We start from the raw sequence: 18,203 nt of genomic DNA on the forward strand, positions 1-18,203 counted from the left end.
GCTCGAACCAACGACCCTCTGATTAACAGTCACATAAAATATGCCTTTTTTTGTTTTCGCCCATTTTTCGATATTTATATAATCAATTAATTATCAACACGTTAAAAAATTAATTTCTCCATTTATTTGGTGATGTCTTTCGATTTTTTTTAATTTACTATTGCAAGTTTATTGCAACTAGAACGAAATGACCAAGAATCATGAGCGCTACAACGGTAAATTTATTCCTCGACAAAAGAGCTTCAAAAGGTGATGAAGGTGTGATAAAATGGTTGGTATCTCATGAGGGAAAACAACGACTTTTCACCACAGGTTTGAAAATCTCAGAGCAGGACTGGGACTTTCTCAAAAAGCACAAATCCGGTATGCCCGGACAAGTGAAAAACGACTACAGAAGGAAGTTATGGAACAAGCTTTTCGGAAGTACTTACGAGGAAGAGTATACTGGCAAGGAAGTTGAAAGTTTCCTGGGCAGAGCCCGGACAATTGTGGGCAAGCTTGATGACGACTTCAGCTTTGAGCGATTCGCATATGAGATAAGTATGTTTGGTCAGGAATCGAAGCCTAGCAAGGAGACAAAGGATAAAAACAATGTCATCCAGGCTCTCACTTTGAAAGCAAACGATATGAACAAGGAAGGCCGTATTGGAAATGCATTGAGCTACACTTCAACGTCCACCTCATTACTACGTTTTCTCGAATCTCTCACCGAAAAGCAACGTCAGGAATTGCTGAACCTACCGCCCCTACCCATCAAAGAGGCGAAGAAAAAGGAGATTGTACTCCGCTTTGAATATCTGACTCCAGCGTTTTTGACAAGTTATGAGAAATGGATGCTCAAGCATGGTCGAAAACGTAGGGGACCGAAAGGAAGCTCGTCCCCCGCTACCCTGACAACCGTTGGCATATATTGCCGGCACATCAGATCTGTTTGTAATGACGCCATTGACGCGGGCATTATGAATAGGGAGTTATACCCTTTTGGCAAGAGAAGGTATATGATACCGGCTGGCAGCAATACCAAAAAAGCACTCAGCAAAGATGACGTACTAAAAATCATAACGCATAAATGCAATCCAGGATTTGAACAGCGAAGCCGTGATCTATGGGTTTTTTCCTATTTATGTAATGGGATGAACATGAATGACATTTGTCGTATTCGCTGGCAGGATATTGAGGGCGACCGATTAACCTTTATCCGCCAAAAGACTGCTCGCTCAACCAGGGGTAACCAAAACACGATCAAAGTCACCTTATTCAAAGAAACTTTTGATATTATTGAACGCTGGGCGGTAAAGAGCAAAAACCCTAAGGATTATGTCTTCCCATTTTTGGAGCACGATATGACACCAGAAAGACAAAAGACTGTGATCAATCAGGTGGTGAAAATCACAAATCAATACATGAAGGACATTGCGGCCGCTAATGAAATCACAGGAGACGTTAATACATACAGCGCCAGACATTCGTTCGCAACGATCCTTCTCCAATCAGAAGCACCACTCGCATTCATTAGCCAATCGCTCGGCCACACTTCAATTTCAACGACGGAAAGCTATTTAGGCAGTTTTGACGATGAAAAAACTAAGAAATATCTCAGCGCGCTGTTATAGTTTCTGCCCTTGAACATCGTCTAAATAGCTAGTAATGAAATTTCAAAGCATGGAACACTTCAAGGAATATTTTACATTCTTACAAAAATTTGATCTTCGACTATCTGAAATCAGGGACAAGCGCGAACCTGCCGAACTCGGCCCAGTCTTCAAATCAGGATATGATATTACCCATCAGACCCCACATTTCTCATTGCAGTTTGCAAAGCATCTGCAGATCTTAAAGGACTTGGCTGTCATCGACATCATTGGCGCAGACCCTGGAAAACGAAAAGCATATTTCGATCAGGCAAAGAAGCTTTTATCCCTATTCAACAGGTTTTGGGAAAATTACTTCCGTCATTACCCTGCGAATGGAGAAAACTTGCAGGACAACTTTCTGCTTGTTATCGAATTTGCAGAAATCTTCTATAATGATCTTCTGCAACCTGATAAGACAGATGCAATCGTTACCCCAGAGTTCGTTGAAGACCTCTGCGATTCAATCCGGGCAAGAGAAGAAAGCCTGGCCGAATTTATCACAGAAATCAGTACGCTTGAAAAAACGGGAGATCAAGATCCCGAGGAGAAAAAGATAACTGAGGGTGAACCAACGGCAATACGAATCCGCCGCTATCCTGTATTTGTCGAAGGTATCGCCGAACAATTTTTCAAGATCTTAAAGGAGTATTTTGAAGAAAAAGACCAACAACCGTTATTCACGCTGCTGAACAATAATATTTCTCCTAAGCAGAAACTGCTTTTCAACAGCAATGGCAATCAGCTTGCAGATACATTCAAACAGCTCATTGAAGCGAATTTGATTGTTTCCTGCAGTAAGGCGGAACTTGAAAGCTGGATTATAGAGAATTTTCAATACGTTTCAAATGCTCAGGCCAAGCCGTTCACAACTGGTTACCTAAATGGTATCATTTCTTCGGATACTAAAATTTGCAAGTCGCCAATTTTAGCTGTGATCAGAAAAGGATCCGAAGAGCCCGCTTTGGCTGCTATTGGCAGAAACAAGAAGGGAATCGACAGTTCAATTTAAAGTATCGCGAAAAGTCATACTGTGATCCTGGCACACCGGTAAATAGTCTATATCAGGTGAATTGGTACACATGCCGGATATGATAAGATTGACGCCCATATCGTGTAAAGCATATAATCGTTCCAACCAAATTCAAATCTAAGCAATGAGTACAGTAACCGTAACCCCCATAAAAACGGCATTAGACTATAAAAATGCCCTTAGGCGCATCGATGAATTACTTATTCTAGATCCGGCCCCTCATTCTGAATTGGACGACGAACTTGATGTCATAAGCACTTTAGTGCATGCTTATGAACAAACGCACAATCCTATACCTTATCCGGATCCGATTGACGCAATCAAATATTTGATGGAAGAAAATGGCTGGAAAAATAAAGATTTGGAGCAATTCATAGGTCCCAAATCAAGAGTATCTGAAATACTTAACCGGAAGCGATACTTTACCTTGCAGCAAATTCACAACCTTCATAAGCACTTAGGATTACCCCTGGAGATCTTTATAAATAAGAAAATGCCGCAGGCAGCATAGCAAAGCGCGATGAAAATACTAATTCAACTGACTAAGGGCAGGTGCCGCAAAAACTCGGTCAGGTGGTTAAAGGTGATGCATTGATTCCTGAGATAACGAAATGATACACATTTTGGATCTTTCTAACCGGTCAGATCACGGCCAGCACCGGTGGCAGGAAAGGGAGGCTATCTGCTACAGGCTACAGACGGTTAGCAAGTAATTTAGGTGCTGCAACTATTTGATCAAAAACCGTTTCCTAACAAAAAACATTAAACCAGATATTATGAAAATCGTTGTATGTCTGACAATTTGTTGCCTGTTGCTGGCCTGCAACAAGGAAGAACCAAGAAGCGAATGGAAAACATTTGATTTCGACGCATTCACACTTGAAGCACCTTCAAAATGGAAAGAATTCAGCGCCCAGGGCTACGATTCTAAGGTGGGAGGCATTACCGATGGCAAGGACACTCTGGCCTACGATTATGGTATGTATTCGTATACATTTACTGCTGAAACGTCAAAAACGCATATCATTACAGAAAGTAATCAGGATGGTTACCCAACAAAGATGGTGAAGCCAAGAAAACCTGGCGAAGGCTTGATCGGGATCTATTATAATTTGGGGGTAATTAGATTGACGCTTTTCGGCAGAAGCAGTAATGAAAATACGTTCGTACAGATTATTGAATCGGTTAAAATTAAGTAGGAATCAACTAAGTCCTACTACCTGAGCTTTGCAGAAGTCACTTCAAAAGGTAATGGGGTTAAATTCATCACCTCTAGATCACCCGAAGTTAAAAAATATCCAGTTACATAGATGGCCAAGCTATCTTGTACAAACTGATCAGGGAGATTACATCCTCCCCACCGCACATCACTATTCTGTGGTATCAATTGGGTACCAACAAGTAGTCCACCACTCATTTGAACGATTACAGGCGCGTCAACTATGTGTTGCCCCCGCCTTAAACCTTTCAACTCAGAATAACATTCTAGCGCCGAAGGGCTAATCTTGTCTTCCTTACAGCTTAGTAAAGCCAACACGAATGCGAGAGACACTAAATGGCGGATCATACTTCTGTTATTTTAGAGAATTATCAAATGTTAGCAGGCCATCAAGTCTGTTACTTTACAGACTCTTTTGGAAGGAGATTCGTTGGAATCCTATATAATGGTTCACACGTCAACCGATACGCGCGTCAACATTATTATGCATCCAAAATATCCGACGTTTCGTGTGATAGGTATCGCAATTACAAAAATGAATATGATTTTAAGTAATACTTTTAAGGTTACAACTATTTAAATGATTTCTGAATCTTTCAAAGGGTAATCTTCTCAGATCAAAATCATACAACAATTCTTATATGTGTCTCAAAATAGCCCGATTCATGTTAATGCTTGTGATTGTATGTTTTCTCAATATTCAATGCAAAGATCCTGATAAACAGGCGGGTCCATGCGATTGCGAGAGTGAAACAGTTAGGAAAGAAATGAAAAACATTGAAGCCGTTGTGGTTTATCGTATCGGCAACCAACCTCCCGGTGGTAACCAAGGCCCTGATCAGTATATATTAAGTACTGAACCCAAGGATTTTCACGGAGCGTCATACAGTATTGGGGAGAACTTATTAGTTCCTTGCGCAGATTCACTGTCCGTACCGGTTGAATTCAGGAAACAGGGTTTGAGGGTCATGGTGTCCTATAGGCGTAAGGAATGTTATGGTGCCCTGACCTCACCATACATGCGCAGTAACTATGGCTATTATATCGATTTGACTGCCATTAGGGCGAAGATTCCATAATGATATCTTGGTCTCGAAAGCAGATTTTTCAAATTGAAGCCCACTTAAACATTTGGTACCATGTGCAGCCAAACCCCAGCACTACTTTTTACTTTATTTTTATCTGTTTCGCTAACCTCATGTGTCGATGAGGGCGACGACGTTGCAGTGAACTGTACTGAAGAATTTAGATCTTCGACATTGTATGTTCCTGGTGACCAACTAACTGAATCGTACACGATCCGGATGTCTACCGCAGACACTATCAAATACAATTCGGACCTGAGCTCCGGCTATTACATTGTGCTAGATGATCACTACCAACCTAATCTCGAAAATCAGCAGGACAGTTTCCTCTTTATCGGCAAACGTGGCAATGAAGAAGTTATTAGGGAAGATTATGTGTTCAAGGCTGATCATTGTCACATTACCAAGGTGAGCGGCAAAGACATTATCGAACGGTAGTGGTTCGATGTCCTGGCCTCATTGTATGTTTACGGTTCACGCCTCAACTGATTTGCCCCGTAAACGGTGATGAGTCTGCCAAATACCCGACGTTTTACTGGACTCTCGTAAACGTACATTAACTTATGTTATGGCCACATCTTGGTTCCATATAGGACTTTGACCTCTATTCGCTTGGCGCGATAATCACTAATTGCCTGTGGAGACTGTAAATCGAGTTTTACTCCACTACACAAATGTTGGTGAATGTTCGTAGAACTAAAAAGGCTATTCTGAACCTCAATTACCTGGTTCCCATTGTATTCGTATAAAACAATTCCATTTACTCCCGGTCCACCAAGAAATGAATTAAATTCATCATTCAGCCATTTTAAGTTGTTTATGGGATCTGCAACTCCACATACCATATCCGCTTCTTGAACAGGCTCATCGCTTTTGCAGTTTGTTATCAAAAACAAAACGGATATTAAGAAAATTGGCCAGAAAAATTTTGATAGATATTTCATAATGCTCTATTTTCGGTCACGTATTGACGAAATGATAATCCACCTATTATGGATTTTAAGCCCTTCACTTTCGTCTTTCTTATAGCGAATCCAAACAGGTGTGTTTTCTTTGTTGTAGGGTGCAACAACATCAGCGCGATACCTGGCTGAATCGACTTGAACAAACCAGCCGCCACATCCACCACACATCGTATAATCCACATTTACAATAACAGCAGCTTTTTCCTCCGGTTGAACTTTCGAGCAGCCTGTTAAGCCAATAATTGCTGTCAGAATTCCCATAATTACTAGGATAGACTTATTCATAATGCCGATCGGTTTATAAAGCACAGACCACAATTCGGCCTAAATGGTTGCAACGCAGCCTATATCGGTATTTACTTGCGTTCTCAGTTTTCATCCAATATCTTTTCCAACTAAAACTAATTGCGGCTTGTCATAGATTTTTATCTTAGGCTACTCAAGTTTACTTATAAACGGTATGAAAAAATCATCTTTACTCGTTACAATCTTTTTGTGCACCGCCTGCTGGCCTGAAAATGTAATCGACGGGGACAGAAACGGCAAATTTCTTAGCGAAGTCGTCCCCCTTGACGAATTCAACTCTGAATTTGATGATTATAATTCCAACTTGCCCTCTAACAAGTCGGGTCAAACACACATCGTTTTTTCTTCCAAAAGAGACAAGAAAGAATTTTTGAACCTAGTTTATTTCCCGGCGCAATTCACTTATGATAAGCACCTGGGACTGGAGAAATCAAACAAAGCAGTCAATTACGATTATCTGGGAGAATTCTCTGCCACAGATGCACTTGCATGGCGAGCGAATGGTGATTTTAATGTTTACGGACCAAAAACGTTGTCTTTCAGGTATGATTTGAACACATACGGCGATGTGAAGGATTTTATGCTCTTTTATGCCGACGATTCAGAAGGAAATATGGAGATCAAATACCTAATCAAGAATAATAGTGAAGGTCTTTTTAAATTTGATCTTCTCAACTCCTCAAAAGATGATGGTTATCCAAGTTTTTCAAGGCTAGGTGATAAAATCTATTTTAGCTCGAACCGCGATGGGAGTTTTGACATTTATGAACTATCAATCCCCAGAACGGAAAATGAAAATGTTACACTAGAAAGCCTGATAAACCCAAAAAAATATACACTGAGGAAGGTGGAAGAACTATCAAGTGCCAGCGACGATAAATGTCCTTACTTTCAAGATAACATGATGGTATTTGTATCCGACAGGCCAGGCGGCAAGGGCGGGCAAGACATTTACTACGCTAGATATGAGAATGGGAAATGGTCTGCTCCTGTGAATGCCGGAGACCGGATCAATACGGCACATAATGAGTATCGTCCAATCATTCCTGCATTAAACAATTTCTCCTATCGCCTAACACTATTCTCGTCGGACAGACCTGGTGGTAAAGGCGGTTACGATTTGTATATGACCGGGCTTACAGAAAATTGGTAATCTGTTCCTAAGTCGGATCAAAGTTACCATAGTTCAAAGAAGCACGACACCCGTTGTTTCGAAATGGTGTCAACGTAACTGTGGCAACTAGCATTGACAATATATTGCTTCATTTGATTCTCTTCCGCTATTTGGAAAAATTAGTGCGGGAGAATTAATGCATTCTAAATCCGAAACCTCTCTTTTTCTGCTGCTCCTACCGGGGCTTTTTTCAGCCTGCTGCACCAGCTCTTTTCTTTTCCCTTTTTGTGCTTCTCAAAAGGAGGGCTCTGCTCGTTGGCTTGTTGGGCGCGGTGGCGAATCATATCAGCACGCCGCATTGCGGTCTTTAGCAGAAAAAAAAATCAATAAATATCGGTAGGTAAGGGTATGGAAACACGGCTTCCTCCTTGTAACCCACCAAACCAAGCACATAACATTGCGGTATCAACCAAAAAAGCAATTGTTATGGAGCAATACTCATTTGACCAGCTGCCCCGCGCAGTTTCTGAGCTTCACCAGAAGCTGGACAGCATCCAAGACCTTCTTTTAGAGTCCCGACAAGCCGTTCCGCAAGCCATCGAGCTCATGACGATTTCCCAAGCGGCTGAGTTTCTTAAGCTTTCCGTGCAGACGCTTTATGGCAAAGTCTGCCACCGTGAAATCCCAGTGCGCAAGAAAGGCAAACGGCTTTACTTTTACAAATCCGAACTAGAAGAATGGATCAAGTCCGGGAAGAAGAAAACAATGAATGAAATCCGGGAGCAACTCCCTTCTTTGGTCGGCACGCGCAAAGGAAGACTTCGCTAAGCTATTCCTAAATGATGTCAGCCAACAATTATCCGTTGAACCTGCCAGGCAGCTATATACGGGTGCAGACCGGCTACTACAAAAAGTGTATGCAGCCGACGGTCAGCAAGGAATTTATGGAGATGTGGATCCCGTGGTCGGCCGAAATGCTCCGGCAAGACCTGGAACCTAGCCAGATCAAGAAAATCAGAAGGTTTGATGGTTTCTGCTGCGTTCCCGATCACCTAGATTACAAAGAGATAGTGGGAAACTTTTACAATCTCTACCACCGCCTGGAAGCTAGGCCTGAGCCAGGGGACTCATCTGTTACGCTCGGATTTATACGCCACATTTTCGGAGAGCAGTTTGAGCTTGGCCTGGATTATCTAAGCCTTCTTTACCAAAGACCGACACAGAAGCTTCCAGTACTGTGCCTGGTTTCGAAAGAACGCAAAACCGGCAAGACGACTTTCCTCAATTTTCTGAAAATGATCTTCGGAAAGAACATGACCTTTAACGGCAACAGTGATTTCCGCTCGCAGTTCAATTCCGACTGGATGAATACTTTGATCATTGCCGTCGATGAAGTGCTGCTCGATCGACGGGAGGATTCAGAGAAGATCAAGAACCTGAGCACCGCCCGGAATTCCAAGGTTGAAGCCAAAGGCAAGGACCGGAAAGAAACCGAGTTCTTTGGCAAGTTTGTCTTATGCTCCAACAATGAAGAGAACTTCATTGTCATTGATCCGGCCGAAACCCGGTATTGGGTGCGCAAGGTGCCGGTGCTGCCTTCGGAAAACATCCATCTGCTGGATTTAATGGCTAGCGAGCTTCCAGCTTTCCTGCATTATCTTATCTCGCGAAATCTGTCAGTTCCAATAGCACAGACCAGGATGTGGTTTTCGGAAAGGCAAATTCGAACAGAAGCATTGATGCGCGTCATCCGAAACAACCGCAACCGGCTGGAAACGGAAATGCTCTTTATCCTTCGGGAGATCTTTGAGAATACAGGTATCAGTAAGCTCAACTTCACCAATAAGGATATGCTTGAACTGTTGAAACGGAATATGCCAAGGCTGACTCGTCAGCAGGTATCCAATGTGCTGCAAAATGATTGGGGCTTGAAGCCGGTAGCCAACAGTCTAAATTACCAAACCTATTTGTACAACAGCTGCAATGATCTTACAGCCGTGCATTCAACCGGCAGGTATTACAGTGTTTCTATGGACTGGATTAGCCACAAGTTTGATGAGGGGCTATAAAACGCGACTTAACACATTAAATACCAGCAGATAACAAGCTCATCAAAGTATCTTTATTTTATGATGAGGTTTGATGAGCACGATGAGAAAACTCATCAATGTGAATATGCTTGATGAGGCCATGATGAGCCTGTAACTAACATCATTATCAATTATTTATACCCATTTCTCATCATCTCATCATAAAAACGGCTTCTACCAGCCTGCTTAAAACAGGTGTCTGCTAATCAAGAAATAAAACTATGAATATCAAGCAATTAAATCAGCAGCCGATTACTGATTTTCTGAGTAAAATCGGTATCCAGCCTAGCTATAAAAGAGGTGAAAGTCATTGGTATGTATCCCCAATCCGTGAGCCTGAGCATTCACCATCATTTAAGGTGAATACAGCCATTAACAGGTGGTATGACTACGGGCTAATGCAAGGCGGAAAGTTGTTTGACCTGGCTGAGAAGGTGTATCCGAATCAGGATGCCACTAGCCTGGTAGAAAAATTGAATAATCTTTTTCTCTTTGAACAGCAAATGCCTAATCCCGCATTGTCGGCTAAACCTATATTACAGAGCGTTACCGAAAAACCAGTTACTGTTGCCGATATCACTATCAACGAGGTTAAGCCCCTGGGAAACAACCCGGCAATAACCAGCTATCTGGAAAGCCGGGCTATTCCGATCGACGTGGCAAAGCCCTATTGTAAGGAAGTGTATTATCAGCTGGAAGACAAACAGTACTTCGCGGCAGGATTTGAAAACAGGTTAGGCGGTTATGAGCTTAGAAATGCTTACTTCAAAGGATCAACTTCTCCCAAGGATATTACCCACATCGAGAACGGGGCAAAGTCCATTTGCGTCGTTGAAGGGTTCATGGATTTTCTTTCCTTGCTCACCATGCAAAAAAACATCCATCCGATCCGCAGTGATTTTCTGGTGCTCAACTCGGTGGGCCTTGCAGACAGAAGCCTTGATATTTTAGGGAGTTATCGCAGTATTTTCCTCTATCTGGACCATGATAATGCTGGAAGAAAGACGCAGGAAAAATACGAGTCGGCAGGGCTTAAAACAGTTGACGCCTCGATCATCTACAGGCAGTATAAGGATGTCAATGACTATTTAGTCAGTCAGAAATCAAGCCAAAAAGAGCTGAAAAAGCAGCAGGCTATTAAAAAGTCTGGCGGACTGCATTTTGTAAGAGTCTTCAGAGAGCAAGTTTGTGTTTTCGCTTCGCAAAAACCCGTCCCGCTCCCGCGTGACTGAAACTTGCCTTTTTCTCCCGATGGTCGCAAAAGGTTTAAAACAGAAAATGGAATGTGAGATGGAAAAGGCAGAAATTAAAGACCGAAAACTTCATAACCCGAAAGGTGGCAGGCCACCTAAAAAAGTAAAACGGCAGAGGCAGCTCATGGTCAGGCTGACCGAAACCGAGCGCTTTTTGATTGAAGAAAAGGCAAGGGATGCAGGCATCAGACCAAGCGCCTGGTTCAGGCAAGCTGCTAAAAAAGCAAAGGTGCTGGCCAGGTTAAAACCCGATGACCTCAAACATTTAAGAACGATGATGGGCATGGCCAACAACCTAAATCAGCTGACGCACCTTGCCCATAAGGAAGGATTGACATTCATCAGGCAATCCTGCAAAGAGCTGCTTTTGCAAATCGATGCAATCCTGAAAAAGCTTGGCGGCGATGATCGGTAAGGTGACGATTGGCAGCAGCTTCGGCGGTGTGATCCGCTATGCGATGGAAAAGCAGGAAGCGAGCCTGTTGCTAGCCGAAGGCGTGAGAACAGATCAAGTGCGCTCCATGATCGATGATTTTAATATGCAAAGGAAATTAAACCCTGACTTGACAAAGGCAGTCGGGCATATCTCGCTGAGTTGGAGCAAGGAAGACGCAGCCCGGCTTTCGCCTAAGATTATGAAGCAACGTGCATTAGACTATATGGAAAATATGAAGATCACCGGTACCCAGTTTATCCTGGTCGAGCACCGGGATAAAAATCATCCGCATTTGCACATCATCTATAACCGCGTAAATGACGAAGGCAAGACCATTTCAGACCGGTTTCAAAAAGAGAGGAACCATAAAGTCTGTAAAGAGATCACGCTTAAATATGGGTATCATTTGGGAAATGGGAAAGGCCAGGTCAATCGGCAGCAGCTCAAAGGGGCTGATAAGATTAAGTACGAGCTCCATGATGCGATCAAGGCAGCAAGCGCTGAGGTTAAAAGTTGGAACGAGCTTAGGGCAAGACTAGAAAGTCAGGAAATCGAAATAGTCTTTAAGTACAAGGTTGGGACGAATGAGATCCAGGGAATCAGTTTCACAAAGAGCGGTCTACAATTCAAAGGGTCAAAGATCGACCGGGCCCTAAGTTTTAGCAAACTGGATGCAGTAATCAGGCAGAATCAGAAAAAATCGCTGTTGCAGCAGTTTCAAAAGCAGCCGGTTTATCAACCTGCCTTATCAGAAGAGAGATTTCAGCCTACCACATTCCCGCAGGGAAGCCAGAATGATCGGATGCTTGAGGACCTGTTTAAACCCACACAACTGCCAGAGCAAACAATAACCAACCCGTCAAAAAAGAAAAAACGCAAACAATATTTAGGACATAGCTTATGAAAAAGATAGAAGAACAGCTCGAATCGATTGAAGAAGTGCTTTCGCTTGTGATCAGGAAAAACGCATCTATTGAGAACCTGATCCAAACTGCCGCTGATTCTCAAAACAAGGCACTTTCAGAAACCCTGATCGAAATAAAGAGGGATTTAAAGCAGAATCCATCTAGCCAATACTTAGAATCTTACTTTTCGGAAGTCAAGCGAGCTATTGCAAATATTCCGAAAACAACGGAGGTGAGAAATCACCACCATTTTGATCTTCGCTCGAAGGGCTTTATTATGTCAGCCATTGCACTTTTGATCACGACGGCCATTAGTATTGCAGTGGCTTTTAGCAGCTATCGGGAAAGTAGGCGTCTTGCCGGAAATGATGTTAAGTACAGAATGATTCGCCAGATCAATCCGGCGCTTGTCGCTTGGGCGGATAGCACCTACCACAATAATCCCGACTCAGCGCTAGCGGAAACTAAACGACGAGAAGATTTTGAGTTGGTATTGAAGGATGCGGAGGCCAATTTCAACAAAAAACAGGAGGAGGCCGAAAATGCTCGCAAGCTCTTAAAATCGCTTGAAAAAAAGTGATCGGTTTGTCAGACTGACCCAAAACAAAATTCTGTCAAATTACCCAGAATATAGTTTACCCTCCTCTGTTCTGCATATTCCAAATGGGCGCTGATCCATTCTTCGGAATAATCGTTTTCGAGTATTTTCTGGAATTCTTGTTGCAAGTAAAGCTTGACATCTTCCTTCGCCAAACGCATCTCCTCCCACAACGACGTGCGGTGGTTCAAAATGTAAACCAAATCTTCAAAGTCGGTACTTGTCCTTCCATCGTTGCCGCCTCGATTCTTAAATGCCTCCAACTTACTTGCGACGAAATACTCCGGTCTAAATATATTAATATAGTAACCTTCGCCCATATCATATTTTACCGCCGTTTTGAAGCCTTCCGGATACCAGATATTACTGAATCCGAGAACCTGCTTATCGGTAGGCATTACGTCGACAATAATTCCTTGTACTTTATATCTGCAGATTACACCGGATTCCATGTCATTAGTAAATCCCTTAGACCGTAACTTTTCCTCCAAATCCGCATAAGCTTTGTAACCAGTTACTTCAATTAATACATCTACGTCGTCAGTAGGCCTTACTTCTTCTGCAACACGCTGTACATACAAAGCTACCGTTGCCCCACCGATAAAAATTGCAGAATCTTGCAGCTCTTCCAGCGCGTCATATACGGCCTTGATGCGTTGTATATTCGCCTTTTGGCTCATTTTCTAAGAATTATGGATTTCATCTCTTCCAGTGCCATTTTCTTTTCTCTTGCTCGTCCAACCCGCAAAATATCGATACCGGAGAGTAATTTGTAAAGTACCTCATCCTCTAAGACTGCTTTTGTTACTCCTTTGTGAAGCGGTTCGATGGATAGACCCCGCATAGTTCCCTGCTCGTCCTTCCAAACGTAATCAACCGACCCAAGAAAATGTGCTTTGTAAAAGGGGCTTGAGTAGGCTGTCGGAACACCGGTAACGATTTGTCCCGGCAATACGGGAAAGACGTAGGGCAGCCCGAATTCTATAAATTCCATGAGGTTATTAACCCGGACTTTTTTTTTGTTTTCATCTATTAACCCCGCAATATGGCTTCTGCTTAAAGATTCCGAAACTTCGGATACACTTATGTAGAGCTGTGATGACAAATCTCGATATTGCCAAGGCTTACCTTCTAGACAGACGATTTTTAGCAATATCACTATGTCCAAGGGACGCATTCCGTTATGAGCTTTCATAACGCAAATATAAAAACCTGTTCGTTGATTGCAAATCGCGAACAGCAAACAAGAAGTTTCCGATTGCGTGATTACAGCAAAGCGTAGCGCTCATGTTTTTAACAGCCTAGAGAACCGATATTAAGACCTACTTGCACATTTTACCTGAAGCCATCTGATTCTAAATGATAAGATTGCTGGCCGATTTCTGACAGAAAAGACCTCGCCATCAATTACTATTACTCGTTTTCATCTCAAAAAGATTTGATATCATTCGAAGGTGGCCTAACAACAATAGACCTTCGGATGATAACATGCGTCATGGTTTACTCAACATCAGACTGATTGTAGTAAGCAACTTTCAAATGTTATGTAGATCCAACTTTAAAGAGACCAGCCGGTTCCGGCCTTGTCACACCGACTTACTTAATCTCGTCACCCTTTCCGGAATAAATACAAATAAATCATCGGAGAAGCAGTAAACTATATAGAGAAAACGACTTACTGGCATGATGCAGCCCTGGTAGTAGGGTCAGATTTTAATTTTGGGCAAAGCCACAGGTATGATACTGAGCAACCAGGTGCAAAGAGACGATATTGCGAATGGACGTGTTTTAAAAATCGAAACCGAAAAGTATAGTTATTAATATTACCTTCATGTCATTGCGCTTGCCTTGAACTCAGTTGTGTTAACTAACGTGATTTCATTGCATGGTATTGATCAAATTTCATTAGTAACATTGCAAAACAGAATCTTAATGGTTTTAAAAATAAAACGTGGTACAACCTTTGAGCACATAGACGGCTACTACGAAACACTTCACAGACATATTGAATCTAATTCACCATTAGATCTAATGTTACCCCAGAGCTTGACGAACGCTTATTTTGGATTAATCCCTACGCTATATCAGTTGGTCATAACATGGATTCGTTATAGTCAATCAGGAAAACTACTTCTAGATATTCCAAATGAAGAAGCTGAAGAAATAGAAAAGCTATATGACAATGAGCTAATATTCCCAATGGTCTCGATGGTATGGAACCGCAACGGAGTATTTAGTAAAGATGGCTCAGTCAATTTAAGGTCTAAGCTCAGATCTCAAAATATCATCGCATTCGATAGAATGCTCAAAGCACTTCCTATGAAGAAGGGTCGAAAATTATTGCTAACCGAGTTTGACCACCTTGAAAAATCGAGGGGATTATTGCAATGCTTCGAAGTGAATAATGAATTTGTAAAAAATGAGGCTGTATTATTTAGCAACCTAAGGCAGGGATTAATCGATGTTGTGTGTTATTCCGCTGAATATAGAAAAGTATTCGATCTCATTGCAAAAGAGTTGAATGGAATAATTTTCGAGTTAATGAAAAACACGTTTGAATGGGGTAGAACAAACGAAAATAACGTCGATCTTGATCCGAATGTTCGAGGTGCCTATTTTAAGCTATTTAAAAAAAGAAGAGCCTCCATTGTCGAAGAGTTCAGTAATCACCCAGGCCTGAGTAATTATTTTAACGATGAAATGCATCAAGAGAATGGCGCTGGTGAGATTGGCTTTCTTGAGATATCTGTCTTCGATTCCGGCATTGGATTTGTCGAAAAGTTTAAATCGCTAAATACTCATTCAGGTCTTAGTGATATCGACATACTCAAGAAATGTCTTGTTAAACACACGACATCAGCTAAGGGTTTAGACAAGGATGAAAAAGGAATTGGCCTTGACCGAATTCTTAATATGCTTGATACGAGAGGGTTTCTGAGAATCAAGACCGGGAAAGCTGATGTGTATCGAAATTTGATCACGCATAGATATCGCCAAGTAGGTAACTCTGATTTCGGAAGCTTAGAATTATTTGATTGGAAAACTCATAGTAGTCAGACATTCACGGAGACAAAGCCCGCCTCTGGCTCTCTAATAACCGTCACATTCCCATTGTCACTACCCTTTCAACATCGATTTAACTTCTGATGAATAATTTTTTCCTATATAGATTCAACTACAGCGAGAAGGTTAAAGGTATCGATGAACTTGTTTCTGCTACTGTTATCTTCTGTGATCGTCCAGATCTCCAAGAAGATAATCTTAGAGATGAAATTTCCAGGTTTTATCAAAGAAACTATCAAACTGACAGAATTTTTGTCATCGCTGGAAGCTATTTAGAGAGTGACGTCAAAAATATATTTCTTGAGAGACAAGATATTGTCTTTAAAGGGATACCAAAGCGTCAGGAGACATTTTTGAGTGATAACATATTTCTACTTATATTTGATAAGAGTGGAAACCTCAGTTGTATTAATGGGAAGAAAATAACCTCTTCGTTTGAGAATAAGTTTATAAACGAAGGCCTTCAAAGTATTTTCATTAACCGAGGCGGTTTAGTGACATCTCATGGGGCACATCACTACGTATTTCCATCCGGGAAGCACTGTGACAAATTTCTTAGGACAGGCAATGTCCTTCTTAATAGCGCTGAAATTTACTTTATTGCATTTGCACTATTAAAACATTTTGATGAAAGTAATCACCATCAAATATATTGTGACACCTCTTCAATCAATAGTGTAGCTTTTGCACTAGTTGAATTAAAAAATAGATTTCTCGAAAATAAAATTCCTATTTCCATTGAGAGCTTCAGTTCTTATGATGGTCTATATACGAATGAATTGAGCTACGGTAAACAAGCGTTACTTCTAATATCAGCATCGACATCAGCAAATATTATCACCTATATCCTTACCAAGCAGAGACTTATAACTAGGGACAATATCGTAATAATGTTTTTTCTCGGTGAACAAAAAAATTACCTAAACATTCAAGATCAAGTGCTTTGCAATTTGACACAATCACAATCAAACCCAAACGGAATTCCCTACTATGAAACTTTCCTTGAGGAGAACTGTAAATTATGTCAGAAGGGCTCATATGCGGTGGAAGTAGCCGGTGATGTTTTTCTCTTAGAAAATCCTAAGGTTAATAGGATTGTTTTCAAAGTGACAGATCCTGAAAAAAATCTATCGAGGTTTGTACAGCAGTTTATGTCAAGGTCAAGAAAAGAAACGGTTTTAAAGGTGAATTTTAAAGAAGGAGCTGGGTCGAATCATAAATACGAAGTGTATATTGATTTTGCAGAGCTTTTGAATGGCTTGAAAAGCCATAGCCGATACAGTAAATTTAATAAGAAACTGGATGACTACATCAATCAATATATTCCTACCAATACTCGATACTTAATAGTACTAAATGACGGTGCTTCGAAAATGCTTGCTGAATATATATTAGAAAAGATTGGTGATCGATACTTATCAGATAGAATGCCGCTAATTATTTCGCAGGACGAAATTGGCAATATTTCCGCAGACGAGGGTTCTGCTGTGGTAGTTGGATCCTGTATTTCAAACGGGAAAAATTTACTATATATCAGCAGAGCCTTGAGAAAATTCGACTCAATTCGTATTATATATTTTTTGGGAATCACAAGAATGAGAGATGCGGCTTCTCTTGATTTTTTAATGAAGAATTTAAAGCAGGGAAGTTACGGAAGCGAAACAAACAGCTTTGTGGAAGTCGACCGAATATTTTGTTGTAATCAATCTACATCAACTCCTTGGGTCACAGAACTAGATTTTTTGAAGTCGTTTGTTGATTTTATTTTAGACGAATTTCCTGAGAAGACGGTCGCTCTAGATTTTATTAGAAAGAGAAAAAAGCTGATTGAGGAGTCGGGTGGCGATCACATTAAGGGCCTTTCGGAGAAACTATTTTACCCACGAATAATTAATAAAGAATTTAAAGAACTGGAAATCCGCAAAAATTTTGCTTTTTTCGATTTCGAGAATTATGATTTAGATGTTACGCAGTCTGAAATTTATTTCACAATGTCTAACATCCTCGAAACTTTAAGAAATTCACCAAAGACGGATCGGAATTTAAGGCAGACTACTTTTGTGCGAAATCTCATCGATCCTGAAAATTTCAACCGTTTTAACGATGGTATAATTCAGGCATCAATATTGAGAGCTGCAAAGTCGAGTGAATTGGCGTATTCAATAGACTATCAAACCTCATTAGATATGCTAGCCACTCTAGAGACACTCATTAGATACCAGACAGATGAACAAGGTGAAGCACTAGTTGAGTTTATCTACGCATTAGCTACTGAAAAGTTGACGTTGAAAAAGTCGCATTTAACGCAGGTCACGGAATTGCTTAAACAGAACACTACAAATGAGATTATCCAGTGTTTCAATGGATACATTACAGAACGCGTTTTAAAGTCCAGGGCTCAGGCCATCGCGAATTCGGGAGTTCGTTAGACCTTGTGATGAAAAAGCCCACATGTACATTGCTGCCTCAACCAAATTTTGTTGTCATCCAATCTGATAATGCGTT

18 protein-coding genes are annotated in these 18,203 nt (G+C 41.3%); 14 read left to right on the plus strand and 4 right to left on the minus strand.

From position 1 onward, the window contains the following. Nucleotides 1-200 precede the first annotated feature (200 nt). From AC1XTG_RS15500 to AC1XTG_RS15520, 5 genes are all read left to right on the plus strand, one after another. Entirely contained in the window at nucleotides 201-1,613 is a 1,413-nt protein-coding gene (locus AC1XTG_RS15500) for a tyrosine-type recombinase/integrase (protein ID WP_484842564.1), read from the plus strand. 34 nt (nucleotides 1,614-1,647) lie between these two features. Beyond that, complete coding sequence (locus tag AC1XTG_RS15505) at nucleotides 1,648-2,643, plus strand: hypothetical protein (protein ID WP_484842565.1); 996 nt, start codon at nucleotides 1,648-1,650, stop codon at nucleotides 2,641-2,643. A gap of 145 nt (nucleotides 2,644-2,788) precedes the next feature. Continuing rightward, on the plus strand, nucleotides 2,789-3,175 hold the full coding sequence (locus AC1XTG_RS15510; RefSeq protein ID WP_484842566.1) for a helix-turn-helix domain-containing protein: 387 nt from the start codon (nucleotides 2,789-2,791) through the stop codon (nucleotides 3,173-3,175). 265 nt (nucleotides 3,176-3,440) lie between these two features. Further along, nucleotides 3,441-3,863, plus strand: a complete 423-nt coding sequence (locus AC1XTG_RS15515) for a hypothetical protein (RefSeq protein WP_484842567.1) — start codon at nucleotides 3,441-3,443, stop codon at nucleotides 3,861-3,863. 1,324 nt (nucleotides 3,864-5,187) lie between these two features. Continuing rightward, complete coding sequence (locus AC1XTG_RS15520; protein ID WP_484842568.1) at nucleotides 5,188-5,406, plus strand: hypothetical protein; 219 nt, start codon at nucleotides 5,188-5,190, stop codon at nucleotides 5,404-5,406. Nucleotides 5,407-5,534: 128 nt separating this feature from the next. Here the strand turns inward: AC1XTG_RS15520 and AC1XTG_RS15525 are convergent, their stop codons facing one another. Together AC1XTG_RS15525 and AC1XTG_RS15530 are read right to left on the minus strand one after the other, a co-directional pair. Next, complete coding sequence (locus tag AC1XTG_RS15525) at nucleotides 5,535-5,912, minus strand: hypothetical protein (protein ID WP_484842569.1); 378 nt, start codon at nucleotides 5,910-5,912, stop codon at nucleotides 5,535-5,537. Nucleotides 5,913-5,918: 6 nt separating this feature from the next. Continuing rightward, nucleotides 5,919-6,218 (minus strand): hypothetical protein, encoded by a 300-nt coding sequence (locus tag AC1XTG_RS15530; protein WP_484842570.1) that lies wholly within the window; start codon nucleotides 6,216-6,218, stop codon nucleotides 5,919-5,921. Nucleotides 6,219-6,393: 175 nt separating this feature from the next. On the opposite strand from AC1XTG_RS15530, the gene AC1XTG_RS15535 reads away from it, so the two are divergent. From AC1XTG_RS15535 to AC1XTG_RS15565, 7 genes are all read left to right on the plus strand, one after another. Next, entirely contained in the window at nucleotides 6,394-7,392 is a 999-nt protein-coding gene (locus tag AC1XTG_RS15535) for a TolB family protein (RefSeq protein WP_484842571.1), read from the plus strand. A gap of 447 nt (nucleotides 7,393-7,839) precedes the next feature. Continuing rightward, nucleotides 7,840-8,181: a helix-turn-helix domain-containing protein gene (locus tag AC1XTG_RS15540; protein WP_484842572.1), complete on the plus strand. Its 342-nt coding sequence runs from the start codon at nucleotides 7,840-7,842 to the stop codon at nucleotides 8,179-8,181. An 11-nt stretch (nucleotides 8,182-8,192) separates the two neighbouring features. Continuing rightward, on the plus strand, nucleotides 8,193-9,422 hold the full coding sequence (locus tag AC1XTG_RS15545; protein ID WP_484842573.1) for a primase-helicase family protein: 1,230 nt from the start codon (nucleotides 8,193-8,195) through the stop codon (nucleotides 9,420-9,422). A 242-nt stretch (nucleotides 9,423-9,664) separates the two neighbouring features. Beyond that, entirely contained in the window at nucleotides 9,665-10,675 is a 1,011-nt protein-coding gene (locus tag AC1XTG_RS15550; protein WP_484842574.1) for a toprim domain-containing protein, read from the plus strand. Between the two features lie 58 nt (nucleotides 10,676-10,733). Continuing rightward, nucleotides 10,734-11,111 carry a plasmid mobilization protein gene (locus AC1XTG_RS15555; protein ID WP_484842575.1) on the plus strand — a complete coding sequence of 126 codons (378 nt, stop codon included), beginning with the start codon at nucleotides 10,734-10,736 and terminating at the stop codon, nucleotides 11,109-11,111. Then, nucleotides 11,101-12,036 carry a relaxase/mobilization nuclease domain-containing protein gene (locus AC1XTG_RS15560; protein ID WP_484842576.1) on the plus strand — a complete coding sequence of 312 codons (936 nt, stop codon included), beginning with the start codon at nucleotides 11,101-11,103 and terminating at the stop codon, nucleotides 12,034-12,036. The genes AC1XTG_RS15555 and AC1XTG_RS15560 overlap by 11 nt, the downstream gene beginning before the upstream one ends. Continuing rightward, a complete protein-coding gene (locus tag AC1XTG_RS15565; RefSeq protein ID WP_484842577.1) occupies nucleotides 12,033-12,617 on the plus strand; it encodes a hypothetical protein in 585 nt (194 codons plus the stop codon). Before AC1XTG_RS15560 ends, AC1XTG_RS15565 begins: the two co-directional genes overlap by 4 nt. 8 nt (nucleotides 12,618-12,625) lie before the next feature. Here the strand turns inward: AC1XTG_RS15565 and AC1XTG_RS15570 are convergent, their stop codons facing one another. Both AC1XTG_RS15570 and AC1XTG_RS15575 read right to left on the minus strand, forming a co-directional pair. Then, nucleotides 12,626-13,315: a nucleotidyl transferase AbiEii/AbiGii toxin family protein gene (locus AC1XTG_RS15570; RefSeq protein WP_484842578.1), complete on the minus strand. Its 690-nt coding sequence runs from the start codon at nucleotides 13,313-13,315 to the stop codon at nucleotides 12,626-12,628. Beyond that, nucleotides 13,312-13,830 carry a hypothetical protein gene (locus AC1XTG_RS15575; protein ID WP_484842579.1) on the minus strand — a complete coding sequence of 173 codons (519 nt, stop codon included), beginning with the start codon at nucleotides 13,828-13,830 and terminating at the stop codon, nucleotides 13,312-13,314. Before AC1XTG_RS15575 ends, AC1XTG_RS15570 begins: the two co-directional genes overlap by 4 nt. Nucleotides 13,831-14,567: 737 nt before the next feature. On the opposite strand from AC1XTG_RS15575, the gene AC1XTG_RS15580 reads away from it, so the two are divergent. Continuing rightward, the gene (locus AC1XTG_RS15580; RefSeq protein WP_484842580.1) at nucleotides 14,568-15,782 is read left to right on the plus strand and encodes a hypothetical protein; all 1,215 of its coding nucleotides are present in this window, start codon (nucleotides 14,568-14,570) and stop codon (nucleotides 15,780-15,782) included. Beyond that, nucleotides 15,782-18,127, plus strand: a complete 2,346-nt coding sequence (locus AC1XTG_RS15585; RefSeq protein ID WP_484842581.1) for a hypothetical protein — start codon at nucleotides 15,782-15,784, stop codon at nucleotides 18,125-18,127. The genes AC1XTG_RS15580 and AC1XTG_RS15585 overlap by 1 nt, the downstream gene beginning before the upstream one ends. The last annotated feature ends 76 nt before the right edge of the window (nucleotides 18,128-18,203 follow it).

The sequence above is a fragment of the Dyadobacter sp. HNCC25DJ183 genome, from assembly GCF_056895175.1.